Below are 17562 nucleotides of genomic sequence, written 5' to 3'. Positions count from 1 at the left end.
TCATAGCCGTGGCCAGGGCCGAGGTCGTACCCCTGGCCAGGACCGTACCCCTGGCCGGGACCATAGCCCTGACCAGCACCGTACCCCTCGCCGGAGGCCGGCCCGTGGCCGTGGTCGTAGCCCTGGCCGGTGCCCTGATCGTTCGGTCCCCAGTACCCGGCCGGTGATCCGGCCTGCCCGGCGGGTGAGCCCGCCTGCCCGGCCTGCGGCCCGGCGTGCGGCGGGGCTCCCCAGGATGAGTCGTTCATCAGACTTCGAGAAGCTCCGCTTCCTTGTGCTTGAGGAGCTCGTCCACCTGCGCGACGTACTTCGCGGTGGTGTCGTCGAGCTCCTTCTCGGCGCGGCGGCCCTCGTCCTCGCCGACCTCGCCGTCCTTGATCAGCTTGTCGATGGCGTCCTTGGCCTTGCGGCGCACGGAGCGGATGGAGACCTTGGAGTCCTCCGCCTTGCCCTTGGCGACCTTGATGTAGTCGCGGCGGCGCTCCTCGGTGAGCTCCGGGAACACCACACGGATGATGTTGCCGTCGTTGCTCGGGTTGACGCCCAGGTCCGAGTCGCGGATCGCCTGCTCGATGTTGCGCAGGGCCGTCTTGTCGAACGGGGTCACGACCGCCATGCGCGGTTCCGGCACGGAGAACGAGGCCAGCTGGTTGATCGGCGTCGGCGCGCCGTAGTAGTCGGCCACGATCTTGTTGAACATCGCCGGGTGCGCACGGCCGGTGCGGATCGCGGCGAAGTCCTCCTTGGCGACCACGACGGCCTTCTCCATCTTCTCCTCGGCTTCGAGGAGGGTCTCTTCGATCACCACTTGCTCCTGCGTGTCTTGAGTAAGGCCCGGCTGCGGTTCCGTTGCGGGGCGGCGGCCGGCTGCGTCGCGTCTTCTTTCCCTGACGGTTCCCGACCGGCAGGACATTGTCCATCCCCCGGTCAGGGTGCGTCAGGCGGTGCCGGTCAGTCCCGGCTGCCCTGGTCACCCACCAGCGTGCCGATCTTCTCACCCTTGACGGCGCGCGCGATATTGCCCTCCGTCACCAGCTCGAACACCAGGATCGGCAGCTTGTTGTCACGGCAGAGCGTGATCGCGGTGGCGTCGGCGACCTTGAGCTCGCGGGTGATGACCTCGCCGTAGCCGAGGGAGTCGAACTTGACGGCGTCGGGGTTGGTCTTGGGGTCGGAGTCGTAGACCCCGTCCACGCCGTTCTTGCCCATGAGCAGCGCCTCGGCGTCGATCTCCAGGGCGCGCTGGGCGGCGGTGGTGTCGGTGGAGAAGTACGGCATGCCCATACCGGCGCCGAAGATGACCACACGGCCCTTCTCCAGGTGGCGCACGGCGCGCAGCGGGATGTAGGGCTCGGCGACCTGTCCCATGGTGATCGCGGTCTGCACCCGGCTGTCGATGCCCTCCTTCTCCAGGAAGTCCTGGAGGGCGAGGCAGTTCATCACGGTGCCGAGCATGCCCATGTAGTCGGAGCGGGCCCGGTCCATGCCGCGCTGCTGGAGTTCGGCGCCGCGGAAGAAGTTGCCGCCGCCGATGACGACGGCGACCTGCGCGCCGTCGCGGACGACGGCCGCGATCTCGCGGGCGATCTTGTGCACCACGTCCGGGTCCACGCCCAGGCCCCCGCCACCGGAGAAGGCCTCTCCGGACAGCTTCAGCAGAAACCGGCCGTGTACTTTGCCGTCGTCGCTCTTCTGGGCCTTGGTGGTCATGGAGATCCCGCCTCTTTCACGTGTTGCACATACGCATACGAAGAAGGCCATTGCCGGTGGGGTCGCTTTTCGCTGCCCATGCGCGGCAATGGCCTCCTCGTCAGATCTGCCGCCGTCCGTCACGTCCCTGGGTGTGGCGGTGTGTACGGACGACTGCTGTCGACCGACCCTATCGGGATTTCCCCGTGGGTCGCGCGTCGATCGCGGTACGGACTCAGATGCCGACCTTGATGCGCGTGAAGCGCTTCAGGGTGACACCGGCCTCGTCCAGAACCTTCTGGACCGACTTCTTGTTGTCGAGCGCGTACGGCTGGCCGAGCAGCGTGGCGTCCTTGAAGAAGCCGTTCAGACGACCCTCGACGATCTTGGCGATCGCGGCCTCGGGCTTGCCCTCGGCGCGGGTGGTCTCCTCGGCGATGCGGCGCTCGGACTCGACGACGTCGGCCGGCACGTCCTCCTTGGCCAGGTACTTCGGCGCGAAGGCGGCGATGTGCTGGGCGACGCCCTTGGCGATCTCGGCGTTCGGCTTGTCCAGCTCGACGAGGACACCGATCTGCGGCGGCAGGTCGGGCATCGTGCGGTGCATGTAGGCCGTCACGTAACCGTCGGCGTACTGCGCGAAGCGGTCCAGGACGATCTTCTCGCCGAGGTTGGCGTTGGCCTCGTCGACGAACGCCTGGACGGTCTTGCCGGGCTCGATCTCGGAGGCGAGCAGCGCCTCCAGGTCGGCCGGAGCGGACTTCGCGACGTGCTCGGCGATGGTGTTGGCGACGGCCTGGAACCGGTCACCCTTGGCGACGAAGTCCGTCTCGCACTTCAGCTCGACGAGGACGCCGGAGGAGTTGTCGTCGGCGATGATCGAGACCACGGCGCCGTTCTCGGCGGAGCGGCCCTCGCGCTTGGCGACGCCCTTCTGGCCCTTGATGCGGAGCGCCTCGACAGCCTTGTCGACGTCGCCCTCGGCCTCGTCCAGGGCCTTCTTGCAGTCCATCATGCCGGCGCCGGAGAGCTCGCGGAGCTTCTTGACGTCAGCGGCGGTGTAGTTCGCCATGAGTCTGTAAGTCTTTCTCGAAGTCTGGAAGATCGAAGATCTGCGCGTCTGCGATCCACATGAATTCCATGGATTCCATGTGCGGATTCCACCTGCAGGGGTGGATCGCGGACCGTTGGCTGACCTACGGATGAACGGTGGGGGCGGAGTTCCTGCCGCCGCCCCCACCGTCAACGCTTCAGCAGAGAGGTCAGGCCTGCTCGGCGTCCGCGGCCGGAGCCTCGACAACGGCCTCGGCGGCGGCCGGAGCCTCGACAACGGCCTCGGCGGCAGCCGGGGCCTCGACAGCGGCCTCGGCGGCGGCCGGAGCCTCGGCCTGCTCGGCGTCGGCGACCTTCTCGGTCTCGGCGGAGGTCTGGACCTCGGCGTCGTCCGCCTTCTTCTCGCCCTCGAGCAGGTCGCGCTCCCACTCGGCGAGCGGCTCGCCGGCGGCCTTCTCGCCCTTGTCACCGGTGGCGACACGGGAACGGGAGATGAGGCCCTCGGCGACCGCGTCGGCGATCACGCGGGTGAGCAGGGTGACGGAGCGGATCGCGTCGTCGTTGCCCGGGATCTTGTAGTCGACCTCGTCGGGGTCGCAGTTGGTGTCGAGGATCGCGACGACCGGGATGTTGAGCTTCCGGGCCTCACCGACCGCGATGTGCTCCTTCTTGGTGTCCACGATCCAGACGGCGCTGGGCACCTTGGACATCTCGCGGATACCACCGAGGGTCTTCTCCAGCTTGGCCTTCTCGCGCGACAGCACGAGAAGCTCCTTCTTGGTCAGACCGGACGCGGCGACGTCCTCGAAGTCGATCTGCTCGAGCTCCTTGAGGCGCTGCAGACGCTTGTAGACGGTCGAGAAGTTGGTGAGCATGCCGCCCAGCCAGCGCTGGTTGACGAAGGGCATGCCGACGCGGGTGGCCTGCTCGGCGATGGCCTCCTGCGCCTGCTTCTTCGTGCCGACGAACATGACCGTGCCGCCGTGGGCGACGGTCTCCTTGACGAACTCGTAGGCGCGGTCGATGTACGACAGCGACTGGAGCAGGTCGATGATGTAGATGCCGTTGCGCTCGGTGAAGATGAAGCGCTTCATCTTCGGGTTCCAGCGACGGGTCTGGTGACCGAAGTGGACGCCGCTCTCCAGCAGCTCCCGCATCGTGACGACGGCCATGGCCGTATCTCCTTGAATTTCTCGGTTGTGCCGCGAGTGCCGGACGGCTCCCGCGCCTGACGCCCGGGTGCGCTGTGCCGCGAAGGACCGAGAAGCGCTGACACCTGCTTGTGATGGCCAGATGTCGGGGCGTGCGAAGTCGACCCGGTGACCCGGATCGCCAACAGAAGTGTACGGGACCGACGGGGTACCGGGTGACGCCGCTGTCCACAACTCGGGAGTAATCCACAGGTACCGGCCATGATCGGCCGGGGCGCGGGACGGTTTGACCATGTTGGTCATGCGAAGCGCGATGCGAAGCGCGATGCGATGGGCGTGGGCGGCGACGGCGTTGCCGCTGATCCTGGGGGCGACTGCGGCCCGGGCCTGGGTCGGGGCGGAGGGTCCGCCGCCCCCTGCCGAACCGCCCGTGCCGGCGATCGCCCGTGCCTGGCCGGTGGGGGTACGACCCCCGGTCCTGCGCGGCTGGGAACCACCGGCGACGGTGTACGGCCCCGGGCACCGGGGGGTCGACGTGGGGGCGTCCGCCGGGGAGCCGGTACGGGCGGTGGCGGCGGGCCGGGTCTCCTACGCGGGGCGGGTGGCGGGGAGGGGTGTGGTGTCGGTGCTGCTGACGGGCACGGATCTCCGCACGACGTACGAGCCGGTGACGGCGACGGTGCAGAAGGGGCAGGTGGTGGCGGCCGGGGAGGTGGTGGGCACGGTGGAAGCGGGGGGCGCGCACTGCGCTGCTCGCTCGTGTGTGCACTGGGGGCTGCTCAGGGGGGACGTGTACCTGGACCCGTTGCTGCTGTTGCCGCCGTGGCTGCTGGAGCGGGGGCCGTCGAGACTGTTGCCGGTGCTGGGGGTTCCGCTGCCAAGGGGGTGACTGCGGAAGGTTGCGCGACTGCGGGTACGTGGGGGTTGCTCGCGCAGTTCCCCGCGCCCCTATGGGGCGCTGCAGTCACGTCAGCTGCATAGCCGCAGGGCGGCACGGGTGGGCGCTGGGGTCCCCCCGGCCGAAGGCTGGGGGAGGCACCCTGCCAGCGCCGGTAAGCGTCCCCACCCCCCGGCCTCAGCCCCCGCTCAGCCCCGCACACCCCGCAGCGCCATCGCCACGGCCGCGTCCGTGATCACCACCGGGTCCTCCGCCGCCCCCAGCTCGATCCGCCGGACCGCGGCATCCACAACCCCCTGCACCAGCATCGCCGCGAGCCGCGGCTGCCCGTGCCCCAGCTCCCCCAGCGCCTCCACGATCATCGCGACCAGCCCGCCGTGCGCGGCCCGGATCTTCTCCCGCGCCCCCGCGTCCAGTTCGCTCGCCGAGATCGCGACCACCGCGCGGTGCCGCCGGTCCCCGACCAGGGCCAGCTGCTGCCGCACATACGCCTCGACCTTGCCCTCGGCGGAAGCCGCCCGCTCCATCGCCGCCTCGACCTCCGCGGCCCACACGGGGAAGTCGGCCTCGCACAGCTCCTCGACCACGGCGGCCCGGGAACGGAAGTACTCGTAGACGGACGACCGCGCGAGCCCCGTGCGCTCGGCGAGCGCGGGGAACGTCAGTGCCTCCGTCCCTCCCTCGGACAGGAGGGACCGCGCCGCGTCCAGCAGGGCGGCTCGCTGCATCGACCGGTGCTCGGCCACGGAGGCCGCTCGAATCCTTGGCACGTCGACCACTCTACGGACGCGCCGGGCCCGACGGGAGGCAGCACGACCAGGACACGGCCCGCCCGGCCGCGGCCGACGGCCGAAAACCTCCGCCGGAACCGCCCTCAACGGCCGAAACTCGCCAGCTTCGCCCGCAGCTGCAGCACCGACTTGGTGTGGATCTGACTCACCCGGCTCTCGGTGACCCCGAGCACGTTCCCGATCTCGGCGAGCGTGAGCCCCTCGTAGTAGTAGAGGGTCACCACGGTCTTCTCGCGCTCCGGCAGCGTGTTGATCGCCCGCGCCAGGAACCGCCGCAGCTCCCGGTCCTCGGCCACCTCCACGGGGTTGTCCGCGGCGGTGTCCTCCAGCGTGTCCATCATGGTCAGCCCGTCGCCGCCCTCACCCCCGACGTGCAGCAGCTCCTCCAGCGCCACCACGTTGGCCAGCGACAGCTGACTGAAGACGGCGTGGAGTTCCTCCACCTCGATACCGAGCTCGGCGGCCACCTCGCCCTCCGAGGGAGTGCGCCGCAACCGCGCCTCCAGCGTGGCGTAGGCCCGCTCCACGTTCCGTGCCTTCTGCCGGACCGAGCGCGGGATCCAGTCCAGCGCCCGCAGCTCGTCGATCATCGCGCCCCGGATCCGGGTGATCGCGTACGTCTCGAACTTGATCTCGCGGTCGACGTCGAACTTCTCGATCGCGTCGATGAGCCCGAACACCCCGGAGGAGACGAAGTCGGCCTGCTCCACGTTGGGCGGCAGACCCACGCTCACCCGCCCGGCCACGTACTTGACCAGCGGCGAGTAGTGCAGGATCAGCTGTTCCCGCAGCCGGTCGTCCCCCGTCGCCTTGTACGACCGCCACAGCTCGTCGAGCGTCGAGGGAGCGGGCGGCCGCACGCTGCCACCGTCACGGGCGGCTGGGGGGATCGCCGCCCGGTCGGACCCGGAGGTGTGCTGGGGCATTCGTCGCCTTGTGCCGTTCTGCCGTGAAGTGCCAGGAAGTGCCGTGATGTGCCGTGAACTGCGGTGAGCGTGGAGTGAAAGCGATGGTTGGGCGGGGTGTCGTTCTCATGCCGGTTGGCGCGTTCTGCGCCAGGCCTTTCGTGAGCGTAGCGTGACTGAGGAGTCGCGGTGCGCGAACAGCGAGGCTCCACCCCTGCGCGAACCCCCTGCACGGCGCGCCCCACCGCGCTCGGCGCGTCGCTCTGTGTGATCGGCCGGAAGCGTCAACTCCGGGAATTCCCAAGGGCGTCGGGGGTTCCCCCGGACGGCCGAACACGCTCGGTCAGCACCGGCTCCGACCGGCCCGGACCGAGATCATCGCCTGGCGTGTCAACTTCCAGCCGTCGCCGTGTCGTTCGACGTAACCAAGTGCTCGGAGTTCGTACAGCCTGGCGACGGCCTCGTCCTCGGACGTCTGCGCGCCGCGTGCCACCTCTTCGGGTGAGGCCGGCCGGTTCCCGGGCAGGGCGGCCAGGATCTGCCGGGCCGCGGGTTCCAGCAGGTCACGCGGGAGGACGGGGCCGCGTCTGGCCGGGGCCAGCTCGCCCATGTCGCCCACGAGTTCGACGACCTCCGCGGCGTCGGTGACCAGCACGGCCTCTCCGCGGAGCAGCTCGTGCACCCCGGCCGAGAGGCCGCTGGTGGCCGGTCCGGGCACGCCCATGGTGAACCGGCCGAGCCGCTGTGCCGCCCGCGCGGTGACCAGCGAGCCGCTGCGGTGGGCGGCCTCCACGACGACGGTGCCGGTGGTGAGGGCCGCGATGACGCGGTTGCGGAGCACGAACCTGCTCGGCGTCGGGTGCTCGCCGGGCGGCAACTCCCCCACCACCAGCCCCTGTTCGGCGATCCTGTTGATCAACTCGGTGTGGCCCCTGGGGTAGGGCCGGTCGACCCCGCAGGCCAGCACGGCGACGGTGGCCCCGCCGGCGCCGAGGGCTCCGCGGTGGGCGGCGCCGTCGACTCCGTAGGCGCCGCCGGACACCACCACCCAGCCGCGCTCGGCGAGCCCCGCGGCGAGGACGGCCGCCATGTGGGCGCCGTACTCGGTGCAGGCGCGGGCCCCGACGACGGCGACGGCCCGGAGCGCCCACATCCGCAGACTGGGCCGGCCGCGCACCCACAGGCCGAGCGGGCGGCCGTCGCCGAGGTCGTCGAGCTGGCTGGGCCACTCGGCGTCGCCGGGACACACGAACCGCGCACCCGCCGCCCGGGCCACGGCGAGGTCCGCCCGGGGATCGGCCTGCGCCGCCCGGGCCAGCAGCCCCGCCCACCGCTTGGCGCCGACGCCCGGCAGGGCCTGCCCGCCGCCGCGCAGCCGGTCCGCCACCTCGTGCACGCCCCGCTCCCGCACCCAGCGTCCGGCGGCCTCGTCGCCGGGCTCGACGACCCGGGCCAGAAAGACCCGGGCGAGCAGCTCGGCGTCGCTCATGGGGCGATCCCTTCCAGGACCGCGCCGCGCCGGACGCCGGTGCGCAGCTCCAGGGCCAGGTTGACGTCGTTGACCGAGGGCCGGTCGCGGCCCGCCAGGTCGGCGAGGGTCCAGGCGACCCGGAGCACCCGGTCCAGGCCGCGGGCGGTGAGCAGGCCCCGGTCGAGGTCCAGCTCGGCCTTCAGCAGCGCGCCCGGCCGGACGTGCCAGCGGGTCCGGAGCTCGTGGCCGGGGACCTCGCTGTTGGTCCGCCAGGGCAGCCCTTCGTAGCGGTGGGCGGCCCGCTCCCGGGCCGTGCGCACCCGGTCGGCCACGGCGGCGGAGGGCTCGGCGCCGGTGTGCAGCCGCAGCAGCTCCTCCCGCGCGACCGGTTCGACGGTCACCCGGAGGTCCACACGGTCCATCAGGGGGCCGGAGAGCCGGGCCCGGTACCGCTTGATCGAGGAGGGCCGGCACTCGCAGACGTCGCCGGGGGTGCCGTGCCGTCCGCAGGGGCAGGGGTTGGCGGCCAGGACCATGAGGAACCTGGCGGGCATCCGCAGTATCCCGGCGGCCCGGGCGATGACGACGTGGCCCGACTCCAGGGGCTGGCGCAGGGCGTCCAGGACGCTGGCGTGGAACTCGGCGGCCTCGTCCAGGAAAAGTACGCCGTTATGGGCCAGGGACACGGCCCCGGGGCGCGGCAGGCCGGTTCCGCCGCCGACCAGGGAGGCCATGGTGGCCGAGTGGTGCGGGGAGCAGTAGGGCGGCCGGTCGACCAGGGGGTGGCCCGGTGGCAGCATCCCGGCGACCGAGTGGACGGCGGTGACCTCCAGGGACTCCTGCCGGCCCAGCTCGGGCAGCAGCCCCGGCAGCCGCTCGGCGAGCATGGTCTTGCCGGCGCCGGGCGGGCCCTTGAAGAAGACGTGATGGCGTCCGGCCGCGGCCACCTCCAGGGCGGCCCGGGCCACGTGCTGGCCGGCGACGTCCGCGAGGTCGGGTGCGTGGTCGCCGGTGGCGAGGCCGGTGCCGAGTCCCATGCCGGGGAGGGCGAGCCCGGCCAGGAACGGGTCCGGGCGGATCTCGCCGGGGACGGGCTCCTCGTCGGGCACCGGTTCGTCGGTGAGGACCGCGATCAGCTGGCGCAGACTGCGGACGCCCAGCACGGACACCCCCGGCACCAGCGAGGCCTCCGGCACCGCGCTCTCCGGCACCACCACCTGCTCGTACCCGGCGTCGGCGGCGGCCAGCACGGCGGGCAGGATGCCCCGGACCGGCCGGACCCGGCCGTCCAGCCCCAGTTCCCCGATCATCACGATCTCGGCGAGCACCCGGGGATCGATCCGCTCGGCCGCCCCGAGCACGGCGGCGGCGACCGCCAGGTCGAAGCCGCTGCCGCTCTTCGGCACGGACGCCGGGCTCAGCCCGACGGTGAGCTTCTTCGAGGGCCAGGAGGCGCCCGAGTTCACCACCGCGGCCCGGACCCGGTCCCGGCTCTCCGTCAGGCTCTTGTCCGGCAGCCCCACCAGGGTGAAGGCCGCCACCCCGGGCTCCAGGTCGGCCTGGACCTCGACCACCACTCCCTCGACGCCCACCAGCGCCACCGAGCAGGTACGCGCGAACCCCATCTCACGCCACCCCCCGGGCGTGCTCGACCACGGGCGCCCCGCGCTGCGGCAGGAGCACGCCGACCACGTCGATGCGGACGCCGCCCGGCGGTGCCCCTCCGTGTGCGTGGATCCAGTGCTCGGCGAGGCCCCGCAGGCGCTGCGCCTTCTCCGGGGAGACCGCGGCCATGGGGTGCTCGAAGACACCCGCCCGCCGGGTCTTGACCTCGCAGACGACCAGGACGTCCCCGTCCCGCGCCACGATGTCGATCTCGCCCGTCCTGCCGCAGCGCCAGTTGCGCTCCAGGACCGTCAGACCGGCCTCGGTCAGCCGTCGTGCGGCCAGCGTCTCGCCGTACCTGCCGAGTGCACTGCGTGCCTGATTCGTGCGTGCCCGATGCGTACGCGTCTGATTCGTGCGCGTCTGATTCGTGCGTGCCTGATCCGTGCGTGCCTGATTCGTGTTCATGTCGGCACCACCTCCGGCGCCAACGGTCACGCATCCCCCGCCAAGAAGTTGATCTTGGTGAGTTACTCAGCGGTTGTGGACAACTTCGTCACCCACATGAGACACCTCAGCCGCCCGGAAGCTCCAGGTCGGTCTTGTTCAGCTCCTCGATATTCACGTCCTTGAACGTGAGGACACGGACCTGCTTCACGAAACGGGCCGGCCGGTACATGTCCCAGACCCAGGCGTCCGCCATGGACACCTCGAAGAACACCTCACCCTGGACCGAGTGCACCTGCATCTCGTAGTCGTTGGTGAGGTAGAAGCGCCGCTCGGTCTCGATCACGTATTTGAACAGACCGACGACATCGCGGTACTCCCGGTAGAGCTTCAGCTCCATCTCGGTCTCGTACTTTTCGAGGTCCTCGGCGCTCATGGCATGTTCCCCTTCAGCCGTGCGATCCCACCATTGTGCGCCAGTCCCGCGCGCCCCTAGACGATTTCCGTGTCAAGGGTGACGGGCCCGGCGGGGGGACCTTCGTCGAGCAGCCTACGGAACAGCTCGGCGAGTCTGGTCGGATACACCGTCTCATGTGACCGGGTCAGTTCCCGGCACGTCCACCAACGTGCTCCGGCCACACTGCGCCGCTCCAGCTCCGTCAGGCCCGTGACATCGATGGCCGTCTGCGTCGTACGGGCCAGGTAGTACCACTCGTCCTGGTCCCAGCGGCGGCCGGCGAACGGGAAGGAGCACGTCCGCCGCCACAGCACCGGGCCGAGCTCGACGTCCGTGATGCCGGTCTCCTCCGCGAGTTCCCGCAGCGCGGCCTGCTCACGGGTCTCCTCGCCCTCCAGTCCGCCGCCGGGTGTGAACCACCAGTCGTCGGCCGGATCGTCGGGCTCGTGGCCGTGCAGGAGCAGGATGCGGTCCTCGGGGTCGAGCAGGACCACCCGGGCCACCTTGCGCAGGCCGTCCTCCGACACCTCCTCCAGCGCCTCAGCGGGCACCGGCGGGCTCCGTACGGGCACGGGTGCGGAAGCGGCCCAGCAGGCTCGCGACCGGGCCGTAGGCGCCGCCCGCGAGGACCAGCACACCACCTGCCACGATCATGAACTCGATGACGCGCAGCGGACCCGGCTGGGAGAGGGCGCCCAGGGTCTCGAAGCCGGTCGGGCGCTTGAGCAGGCCCTTCATCGGCCAGATCACGGAGTCCACCCGGGCGGTGACGGCGCTGCGCGCGACCGTGCCCTGCGCCGCGTCCGTGAGGTGGGCGGTGGAGTCCAGGGAGCCCTGTCGCTCGTCGCCGAGAAGGAAGAGCCGGCCCTTCGGGACGGTGACGGTCGGGAAGCCCTGGAGCTCGGCCGCACTGCCCGACGGCAGATACGGCTCGTCGATCTGCTTGCCGTTGACGGTCAGCTTGCCGTCGGTGCAGCAGGCGACCGTGTCCCCGCCGACCGCGACCACGCGCTTGACGACGTCCGCGTTGGTGACCCAGCTCTTGTCCTTGAAGACGACGACGTCGCCCCGGCGCACCTCACTGCCGTCGATGCGCTGGCCGAGGACCCGGTCCCCGGCGTCGATCGTCGGCGTCATCGAGGTGGTGGGCACGGTGTACGGCCGGTAGACCACCGCTCCCCAGCCGAATCCTCCGAGGAACAGCACGATGCCCAGCGCGACGGCGATCCCGGACAACCGCTGTCCGAGCCTGCTGCCGGCCTGTGCCGCACTCGTGCTGGTGGCTCCGCCGCTGCGCGGGGCCGTACGTATCGTGCTGTCGCCCATGAGGCCGCACCCTACCCGGCGGTACCGGGCAGGGGCAGCCCTTCTTCGGCGGCCCTGGTCACAAGCTCCCCAAGGGCTTCACATGGGTCGGTCAGGAGAGGCGTGCGGGAGGCGGTCAGCGCTTGCCGGCGGCCGCTCGCTGGTCGAACTTCCGCTCGATGCGGTCGCCCCGGCGGCGGCGCCACACCACGACGGGCAGGACGGCGGCGACGGCCACGCCCTGCGGTGCCACCGCGAGGGAGGCAGCGGCGGACGACTGCGTGTTGATGCCGCTCTGGTCGAAGGTGCTCGGGACCGGCAGCGTGCCCCAGCGGTTGATCGGCCAGGCCTTGACGATGGCGCGGCCGACGACGTCCTTCACCGGGACCATGCCGTGGTGCTTGTCGGACTGGTTGTAGCGCGAGTCGCGGGAGTTCTGGCGGTGGTCGCCCATCACCCAGATGTAGCCCTTGGGCACCTTCACCGTGAACTGGCCGCCCTGGTCGTCGACGCTGCACGGGGTGTTGCCCGGGTACACATAAGGCTCGTTCAGCGGGTGGCCGTTGACCATGAGCGGGCCGCTGCCCTTGCAGGACACGGTGTCGCCGCCGACACCGACGACCCGCTTGATCAGGTCCCGCTCCTCGGCGGACGGCATCAGACCGATCCAGCTGAGGAAGGTCTGGATCGCGTTCGGCTGGGCGGTGGGCTCGCCCGCCAGCCAGTCGTCCGGGTCGTGGAACACGACGACCTCGCCGCGCTCCGGCTCGGAGCCGAACCACGGGGTGAGCTTGTCGACCAGGACGCGGTCACCCTGCTGGAGGGTGTTCTGCATCGAGTCCGACGGGATCGAGAACGCCTGCACCAGGAACGTCTTGATCAGCAGCGCCAGTACCAGCGCGATGACGACCAGGATCGGCAGCTCCTTCCAGAAGGAGCGTGGCTTCTTCGGTGCGGGCGCCGCCGATTCGCCCGGGTCCCCGTCGGTACCCCCGCCGTCACCGCCGGAGTGCGGACCGTCCATCGGGGTGCCGTCCCCGCCGGGCCCGGTACCGTTCCCGGAGGTCGAGGCTCCGTCTGCGGGGGGGACATTCTCCACAGGGCGCCCGCTGTGCTCCTCGCCGTCGTGGCCCGACCGCGCGCCAACCGCCACATCCCCCACGCCAACTCCTTACTCCGTGCCGCCGCCCGCGCCATCCCCGGCGCAGGCCCACCACTCCCATAACGAGCGGGAGTTCCGCAGGGCTCGGGAGTTGGATGTATCCGTTCGGATCGTCGGAGGCAACCCTATGCGACAGCTGGGGGGCCGCGGTCGACCCCGACCCGGAGTCAGAAACGCTTGCGAAGGTTTTAGGTTCGTCGAGCTTGGTCCAGTGGCCGACGGGCCAGCCGATCATCATGGCCCGGCCCACCACCGAGGTGACGGCGACCGTGCCGCCGTAGTCGGTGTCCTGGTGCGCCCTGGAGTCGGCCGAGTTGCCCCGGTGGTCGCCCATCACCCACAGCCGTCCCTCCGGCACGGTGATGTCGAACTCCTGGGTGGAGGGGGCGTTCCCTGGGTACAGGTAGTCGCCCTCGGTCAGCGGTACGCCGTTGACGGTCACGCGGCCCTGTGCGTCACAGCACTTGACGCGGTCGCCGCCGACGCCGATGACCCGTTTGATGAGGTCCTTCTCGTTGGCGGAGGGCAGCAGGCCGATGAAGGTGAGCCCTTCCTTGACCTGCTTGACCACGATCGGGTCGTTCGCCTGGGTGGTCTGCTCGTCCGCCAGCCAGCCGCCCGGGTCGTGGAAGACGACGACGTCCCCGCGGTGCGGCTTCCACCCGAACCACGGGGTGAACTTGTCGACCAGGACGCGGTCCCCGATCCGGATCGTCTGCTCCATGGAGCCCGACGGGATCACGAAGGCCTGGACGAGGAACGTCTTCAGCACGAGCGCTATCAGGACGGCCACGCCGACCAGCAGCGGTATCTCCCGTACCGCTCCGCGCCGGCGCTTGCGCTTGACCTTGCGCTGCAGCTTGCGCCGCTCCGCGCGGGAACGGCCGCCGGACGAGCCGGAGGTGCGCCGGGCCCCGGTGGGCAGCAGGTTGGCGGCCGCGTCGACCGGGACGCCGCGCGGCTTGCCCCGGTTACCCATGGGACGCTCCGGCCGACGGCACGCGCGCGTAGGCGGCGGGACGGGTGAGGCGGGTCCAGTGGGCGTACGGCCAGACGATCCAGTCGGCCCGGCCGATGACCCTGCCGACGGGGATCATGCCGCCGCCGGGCGAGCCGAGGTGGTCGCGGGAGTCGCTGGAGTCGCCGCGGTGGTCGCCGAGCACGAAGAGCGTGCCGTCGGGGACGTCGACGTTGAAGGGCACGGTGGAGGGGGTGTCCCCGGGATAGAGGATCGCGGTCTCGTCGACCGACCGGCCGTTCACTTCGATCCTCCCCTTCTTGTCGCAGCAGACCACATGGTCTCCTCCCACACCGACGACGCGTTTGATGTAGTCGGCGTCCCCGAAGTATCCGGAGCCGTCGAACACCACGACATCTCCCCGGCGCGGCCCGGCACCGAAACGGTACGCCAACTTATTTACGAGAACGCGGTCCCCGATCCTCAATCCCTGTTCCATGGATCCGCTGGGAATCTGGAATGGTTGCGCCACGAAAGTGTTGAGGACGAGCAAAAACGCCAGGCAGGCGAAGAGGGTGAGGGTGATCCAGCCACCCGGCAGCCAGTCGGTGACCCGCGCCACCAACGCGAAACGCGACCGGTCCTCCGCGGCCTCTGGTTCGGGGCGGGAGGAGCGGTCGCGCTCCGTCTGCTGTGCTTCGGTGTCCATCGGGGCCAGATGCTATCCGGCCCTGATGTGACTCCTTCTTACCGGCTCGTCCGCCTACGGCTTCCGGGTGCCGGCACGCGACATCAGTTGTCGCGCTTCTCCTTGATCTTCGCGGCCTTACCACGCAGCTCACGCAGGTAGTACAGCTTGGCGCGACGCACGTCACCGCGGGTGACGAGCTCGATCTTCTCGACGATCGGGGTGTGCACCGGGAAGGTGCGCTCGACGCCGACGGAGAAGGAGACCTTGCGGACCGTGAAGGTCTCGCGGACACCGCTGCCCTGGCGGCGGATCACAACGCCCTTGAACTGCTGCACACGGGAGCGGTTGCCCTCGATGACGCGGACGTGGACGTTGACGGTGTCACCCGGGCGGAAGGCCGGGACGTCGCTGCGCAGCGACGCGGAGTCGACGGTGTCGAGCAGGTGAGACATTTCGTCTGCTTTCCTCGCGGATGCCACAGGTCATCAGCGGAAACTAGGTGTGCCATGAGGACTGCCGTGCGGGTCGGGGCGGGCGTCGTGTCCCCCTGCGGCAGGGGCGCACGCCGGACGGACGCACAACAGCGGTCTATTCTTCCACGCCCTCTGGCCTGCGCCAAAATCGGCCGTGGGGTTCGCCCTCCGGGTCCGGGGCCCAGCCCAGGATGGACAGCATCTCGCGGTCCTTCTTGTCGAAGGCCTTGGGGTCGCAGCGCTCGATCAGGTCGGGCCGGTGCGCGGTGGTCCGTTTCAGGGCCTCGTCGCGGCGCCAGCGGGCGATCTTGCCGTGGTGGCCGCTGAGCAGCACGTCCGGGATGTCCCGGCCGCGCCACACCGGCGGCTTGGTGTAGACGGGGCCCTCCAGGAGGTTCGCCATCGCGCCGGGTGCGAAGGAGTCGTCCCGGTGCGACTCGGCGTTGCCGAGGACGCCGGGCAGGAGCCTGGCCACGGCCTCCGTGATGACCAGTACGGCCGCCTCGCCGCCGGCGAGGACGTAGTCGCCGATGGAGACCTCGTAGACCGGCATCCGGGTGGCGTACTCGTCCATGACGCGCCGGTCGATGCCCTCGTAGCGGGCCGGCGTGAAGATCAGCCAGGGCCGCTCGGAGAGTTCGACGGCGAGTTCCTGGGTGAAGGGGCGGCCGCTCGGGGTGGGCACGATCAGCGCGGGGGCGTGCGAGCCGGTCTCGTAGCCGTCGGCGAGCGCGGAGTCGAGTGCGTCGCCCCAGGGCTCGGTCTTCATGACCATGCCGGGCCCGCCGCCGTACGGCGTGTCGTCGACCGTGTTGTGCCGGTCGTACGTCCAGGCGCGCAGATCGTGGACGTGGACGCCGAGCTGCCCACGCGCGCGTGCCTTGCCGACGAGCGAGACGTTCAGGGGTTCGAGGTACTCGGGGAAGATCGTGACGACGTCGAGCCTCATGCGTCGTCGTCCCCGGACGAGTCGATCTCCGCGCGGTCGTCGATCAGGCCGGGCGGCGGCGCGACGACGGCCCGCTGCTCCTCCAGGTCGATCTCGACGACGATCTCCTCGACGAAGGGGATCATGACCTCGCTGCCGTCGGGCCGCTCCACGATGAAGAGGTCCTGGGAGGGCAGGTGCGAGATCTCGGTGATCCGGCCGACCTCGGTGCCGTCCTCGGTGACCACGTCCAGGTCGATGAGCTGGTGGTCGTAGTACTCGTCCTCGCCCTCGGGCAGTTCCTCCGGGTCGATCTCGGCGATCAGGAGGGTGTTGCGCAGGTTCTCGGCGCCGGTGCGGTCCTTGACGCCCTCGAAGCGCAGGAGCAGACGGCCGCTGTGCACCCGCCCGGTCTCGATGGTGAGCGGTCCCGTCGAGGCGGGATCGGTGGCGAGTACGGCGCCGGGCGCGAGCCTGAGCTCCGGCTCGTCGGTACGTACCTCGACGGTGACCTCGCCCTTGATGCCGTGGGCGCGGCCGATCCGTGCGACTACCAGCTGCACTGTGCCTGTTCTCCTGTCATCTCCTGCTCGTACGACCTCATACGACTACGGGCCGGGGACGGCCGGTAGCGGCCCTCCCCGGCCCGAGCCGGTGCTGCGAAAGCGTCAGCGGACGTGGTCCACGTCGACGAGGTCGACGCGGACTCCGCGGCCGCCGATGGCGCCCACGACGGTGCGCAGGGCACGCGCGGTGCGGCCGTTGCGGCCGATCACCTTGCCGAGGTCGTCGGGGTGCACCCGGACCTCCAGCACGCGCCCGCGACGCAGGTTGCGCGAGGCGACCTGCACATCGTCGGGGTTGTCGACGATGCCCTTCACGAGGTGCTCAAGCGCCTCTTCGAGCATGCTGCTCAGGCCTCGGTCGACTCGGACTCAGCCGCGGCCTCGTCCTTCTTCTCAGCCTTCTTCTTCTGGGTGATCGCCTCACCCTTGCCCTCGTCGTCACCGCCGAGCGCCTCGAACGACGGACGCGTGGCCTTCGGAGCGGCCACGAGCAGCGGCGCCGGGGCGGGCTCGCCCTTGAACTTCTGCCAGTCGCCGGTCTTCTTCAGGATGGCGAGCACGGGCTCGGTCGGCTGCGCGCCGACACCCAGCCAGTACGCGACGCGGTCGGCGTCCACCTCGATGACCGACGGGTTGTAGGTCGGGTGGTACTTGCCGATCTCCTCGATCGCACGGCCGTCACGGCGGGTGCGGGAGTCGGCGATGACGATGCGGTAGTGAGGCGAACGGATCTTGCCCAGACGCTTCAGCTTGATCTTGACTGCCACGGGAGTGGGTTCTCCTGGTTTTGACGTGGTTGGGCACGGCGAGACTGCCGCGTGGGGTTGCGGTACCCGAGTGCCCGATGGACGCGTCAGCCGGAGGAGAGAGGGGTCCTGTGCGGCTGTCGAGTACAGCTAGCCATTGTGCCACACCCTGCGGGTCGCTTTTGGCCGACGGGTGGGTACGGGGTGCGCGGGCATGCCGGAGAGGCACCCGGCGTGGAGGTGAGGTCACGTCGGGTGCGCTGCCC

Annotated in this window: 21 protein-coding genes; 1 reads left to right on the top strand and 20 read right to left on the bottom strand. The window is 70.5% G+C overall.

The window, feature by feature from the left end:
• Positions 1–247: 247 nt before the first annotated feature.
• From frr to rpsB, 4 genes are all read right to left on the bottom strand, one after another.
• On the bottom strand, positions 248–805 hold the full coding sequence (gene frr / locus ACFWPQ_RS17210; protein WP_089098486.1) for a ribosome recycling factor: 558 nt from the start codon (positions 803–805) through the stop codon (positions 248–250).
• A 146-nt stretch (positions 806–951) separates the two neighbouring features.
• Complete coding sequence (gene pyrH / locus ACFWPQ_RS17205) at positions 952–1710, bottom strand: UMP kinase (RefSeq protein ID WP_384034654.1); 759 nt, start codon at positions 1708–1710, stop codon at positions 952–954.
• A 214-nt stretch (positions 1711–1924) separates the two neighbouring features.
• A complete protein-coding gene (gene tsf / locus ACFWPQ_RS17200) occupies positions 1925–2761 on the bottom strand; it encodes a translation elongation factor Ts (RefSeq protein WP_361289578.1) in 837 nt (278 codons plus the stop codon).
• A 190-nt stretch (positions 2762–2951) separates the two neighbouring features.
• On the bottom strand, positions 2952–3914 hold the full coding sequence (gene rpsB / locus ACFWPQ_RS17195) for a 30S ribosomal protein S2 (protein ID WP_089098489.1): 963 nt from the start codon (positions 3912–3914) through the stop codon (positions 2952–2954).
• 280 nt (positions 3915–4194) lie between these two features.
• Here rpsB and ACFWPQ_RS17190 point away from each other — a divergent pair, with 280 nt between their 5' ends.
• Entirely contained in the window at positions 4195–4782 is a 588-nt protein-coding gene (locus ACFWPQ_RS17190) for a murein hydrolase activator EnvC family protein (RefSeq protein ID WP_384034650.1), read from the top strand.
• A gap of 197 nt (positions 4783–4979) precedes the next feature.
• Here ACFWPQ_RS17190 and ACFWPQ_RS17185 read toward each other — a convergent pair whose 3' ends face one another.
• From ACFWPQ_RS17185 to rpsP, 16 genes are all read right to left on the bottom strand, one after another.
• A complete protein-coding gene (locus ACFWPQ_RS17185; protein ID WP_384034949.1) occupies positions 4980–5537 on the bottom strand; it encodes a TetR/AcrR family transcriptional regulator in 558 nt (185 codons plus the stop codon).
• A 128-nt stretch (positions 5538–5665) separates the two neighbouring features.
• Entirely contained in the window at positions 5666–6508 is an 843-nt protein-coding gene (gene whiG, locus ACFWPQ_RS17180; protein WP_384034647.1) for an RNA polymerase sigma factor WhiG, read from the bottom strand.
• Between the two features lie 322 nt (positions 6509–6830).
• Complete coding sequence (gene dprA, locus ACFWPQ_RS17175; protein ID WP_384034645.1) at positions 6831–7976, bottom strand: DNA-processing protein DprA; 1146 nt, start codon at positions 7974–7976, stop codon at positions 6831–6833.
• On the bottom strand, positions 7973–9583 hold the full coding sequence (locus ACFWPQ_RS17170) for a YifB family Mg chelatase-like AAA ATPase (protein WP_384034643.1): 1611 nt from the start codon (positions 9581–9583) through the stop codon (positions 7973–7975). Before ACFWPQ_RS17170 ends, dprA begins: the two co-directional genes overlap by 4 nt.
• Before the next feature lies 1 nt (position 9584).
• Entirely contained in the window at positions 9585–10031 is a 447-nt protein-coding gene (locus ACFWPQ_RS17165) for a YraN family protein (RefSeq protein WP_384034640.1), read from the bottom strand.
• 106 nt (positions 10032–10137) lie between these two features.
• Positions 10138–10446 (bottom strand): DUF2469 domain-containing protein, encoded by a 309-nt coding sequence (locus ACFWPQ_RS17160; protein ID WP_008745401.1) that lies wholly within the window; start codon positions 10444–10446, stop codon positions 10138–10140.
• A gap of 56 nt (positions 10447–10502) precedes the next feature.
• Positions 10503–11018 carry an NUDIX hydrolase gene (locus tag ACFWPQ_RS17155; protein ID WP_384034637.1) on the bottom strand — a complete coding sequence of 172 codons (516 nt, stop codon included), beginning with the start codon at positions 11016–11018 and terminating at the stop codon, positions 10503–10505.
• Complete coding sequence (gene lepB, locus ACFWPQ_RS17150) at positions 11008–11793, bottom strand: signal peptidase I (protein WP_384034634.1); 786 nt, start codon at positions 11791–11793, stop codon at positions 11008–11010. The genes ACFWPQ_RS17155 and lepB (ACFWPQ_RS17150) overlap by 11 nt, the downstream gene beginning before the upstream one ends.
• 115 nt (positions 11794–11908) lie before the next feature.
• Positions 11909–12796 carry a signal peptidase I gene (lepB, locus tag ACFWPQ_RS17145; protein WP_384034631.1) on the bottom strand — a complete coding sequence of 296 codons (888 nt, stop codon included), beginning with the start codon at positions 12794–12796 and terminating at the stop codon, positions 11909–11911.
• Positions 12771–13913, bottom strand: a complete 1143-nt coding sequence (gene lepB / locus ACFWPQ_RS17140; RefSeq protein WP_384034628.1) for a signal peptidase I — start codon at positions 13911–13913, stop codon at positions 12771–12773. The genes lepB (ACFWPQ_RS17145) and lepB (ACFWPQ_RS17140) overlap by 26 nt, the downstream gene beginning before the upstream one ends.
• Positions 13906–14601 (bottom strand): signal peptidase I, encoded by a 696-nt coding sequence (gene lepB, locus ACFWPQ_RS17135; protein ID WP_361289609.1) that lies wholly within the window; start codon positions 14599–14601, stop codon positions 13906–13908. Before lepB (ACFWPQ_RS17135) ends, lepB (ACFWPQ_RS17140) begins: the two co-directional genes overlap by 8 nt.
• 83 nt (positions 14602–14684) lie before the next feature.
• Positions 14685–15035, bottom strand: coding sequence for a 50S ribosomal protein L19 (gene rplS / locus ACFWPQ_RS17130; RefSeq protein WP_351932042.1), 351 nt, complete (start codon positions 15033–15035; stop codon positions 14685–14687).
• A gap of 136 nt (positions 15036–15171) precedes the next feature.
• Positions 15172–16005 (bottom strand): tRNA (guanosine(37)-N1)-methyltransferase TrmD, encoded by an 834-nt coding sequence (trmD, locus tag ACFWPQ_RS17125; RefSeq protein ID WP_350780345.1) that lies wholly within the window; start codon positions 16003–16005, stop codon positions 15172–15174.
• Positions 16002–16547: a ribosome maturation factor RimM gene (rimM, locus tag ACFWPQ_RS17120; RefSeq protein WP_384034623.1), complete on the bottom strand. Its 546-nt coding sequence runs from the start codon at positions 16545–16547 to the stop codon at positions 16002–16004. The genes trmD and rimM overlap by 4 nt, the downstream gene beginning before the upstream one ends.
• A gap of 105 nt (positions 16548–16652) precedes the next feature.
• Positions 16653–16892 (bottom strand): RNA-binding protein, encoded by a 240-nt coding sequence (locus ACFWPQ_RS17115; RefSeq protein ID WP_003973401.1) that lies wholly within the window; start codon positions 16890–16892, stop codon positions 16653–16655.
• Between the two features lie 5 nt (positions 16893–16897).
• Positions 16898–17317 carry a 30S ribosomal protein S16 gene (gene rpsP, locus ACFWPQ_RS17110; RefSeq protein ID WP_089098502.1) on the bottom strand — a complete coding sequence of 140 codons (420 nt, stop codon included), beginning with the start codon at positions 17315–17317 and terminating at the stop codon, positions 16898–16900.
• Between the last annotated feature and the right edge of the window lie 245 nt (positions 17318–17562).

It is taken from the genome of Streptomyces sp. NPDC058464 (genome assembly GCF_042721035.1).
Classification (GTDB): Bacteria; Actinomycetota; Actinomycetes; order Streptomycetales; family Streptomycetaceae; genus Streptomyces.
Note: the sequence above shows the minus strand (reverse complement) of the source record. Positions and strands in the feature narration are given on the sequence as shown.

Excerpts from the sequence above, each read along its gene's own strand:
- pyrH (WP_384034654.1), bottom strand. The coding sequence starts at position 1,710 with ATGACCACCAAGGCCCAGAAGAGCGACGACGGCAAAGTACACGGCCGG.
- tsf (WP_361289578.1), bottom strand. The coding sequence starts at position 2,761 with ATGGCGAACTACACCGCCGCTGACGTCAAGAAGCTCCGCGAGCTCTCC.
- rpsB (WP_089098489.1), bottom strand. The coding sequence starts at position 3,914 with ATGGCCGTCGTCACGATGCGGGAGCTGCTGGAGAGCGGCGTCCACTTC.
- ACFWPQ_RS17190 (WP_384034650.1), top strand. The coding sequence starts at position 4,195 with ATGCGAAGCGCGATGCGAAGCGCGATGCGATGGGCGTGGGCGGCGACG.
- whiG (WP_384034647.1), bottom strand. The coding sequence starts at position 6,508 with ATGCCCCAGCACACCTCCGGGTCCGACCGGGCGGCGATCCCCCCAGCC.
- dprA (WP_384034645.1), bottom strand. The coding sequence starts at position 7,976 with ATGAGCGACGCCGAGCTGCTCGCCCGGGTCTTTCTGGCCCGGGTCGTC.
- ACFWPQ_RS17170 (WP_384034643.1), bottom strand. The coding sequence starts at position 9,583 with ATGGGGTTCGCGCGTACCTGCTCGGTGGCGCTGGTGGGCGTCGAGGGA.
- ACFWPQ_RS17165 (WP_384034640.1), bottom strand. The coding sequence starts at position 10,031 with ATGAACACGAATCAGGCACGCACGGATCAGGCACGCACGAATCAGACG.
- ACFWPQ_RS17160 (WP_008745401.1), bottom strand. The coding sequence starts at position 10,446 with ATGAGCGCCGAGGACCTCGAAAAGTACGAGACCGAGATGGAGCTGAAG.
- lepB (WP_384034634.1), bottom strand. The coding sequence starts at position 11,793 with ATGGGCGACAGCACGATACGTACGGCCCCGCGCAGCGGCGGAGCCACC.
- lepB (WP_384034631.1), bottom strand. The coding sequence starts at position 12,796 with ATGGACGGTCCGCACTCCGGCGGTGACGGCGGGGGTACCGACGGGGAC.
- lepB (WP_384034628.1), bottom strand. The coding sequence starts at position 13,913 with ATGGGTAACCGGGGCAAGCCGCGCGGCGTCCCGGTCGACGCGGCCGCC.
- lepB (WP_361289609.1), bottom strand. The coding sequence starts at position 14,601 with ATGGACACCGAAGCACAGCAGACGGAGCGCGACCGCTCCTCCCGCCCC.
- rplS (WP_351932042.1), bottom strand. The coding sequence starts at position 15,035 with ATGTCTCACCTGCTCGACACCGTCGACTCCGCGTCGCTGCGCAGCGAC.
- trmD (WP_350780345.1), bottom strand. The coding sequence starts at position 16,005 with ATGAGGCTCGACGTCGTCACGATCTTCCCCGAGTACCTCGAACCCCTG.
- ACFWPQ_RS17115 (WP_003973401.1), bottom strand. The coding sequence starts at position 16,892 with ATGCTCGAAGAGGCGCTTGAGCACCTCGTGAAGGGCATCGTCGACAAC.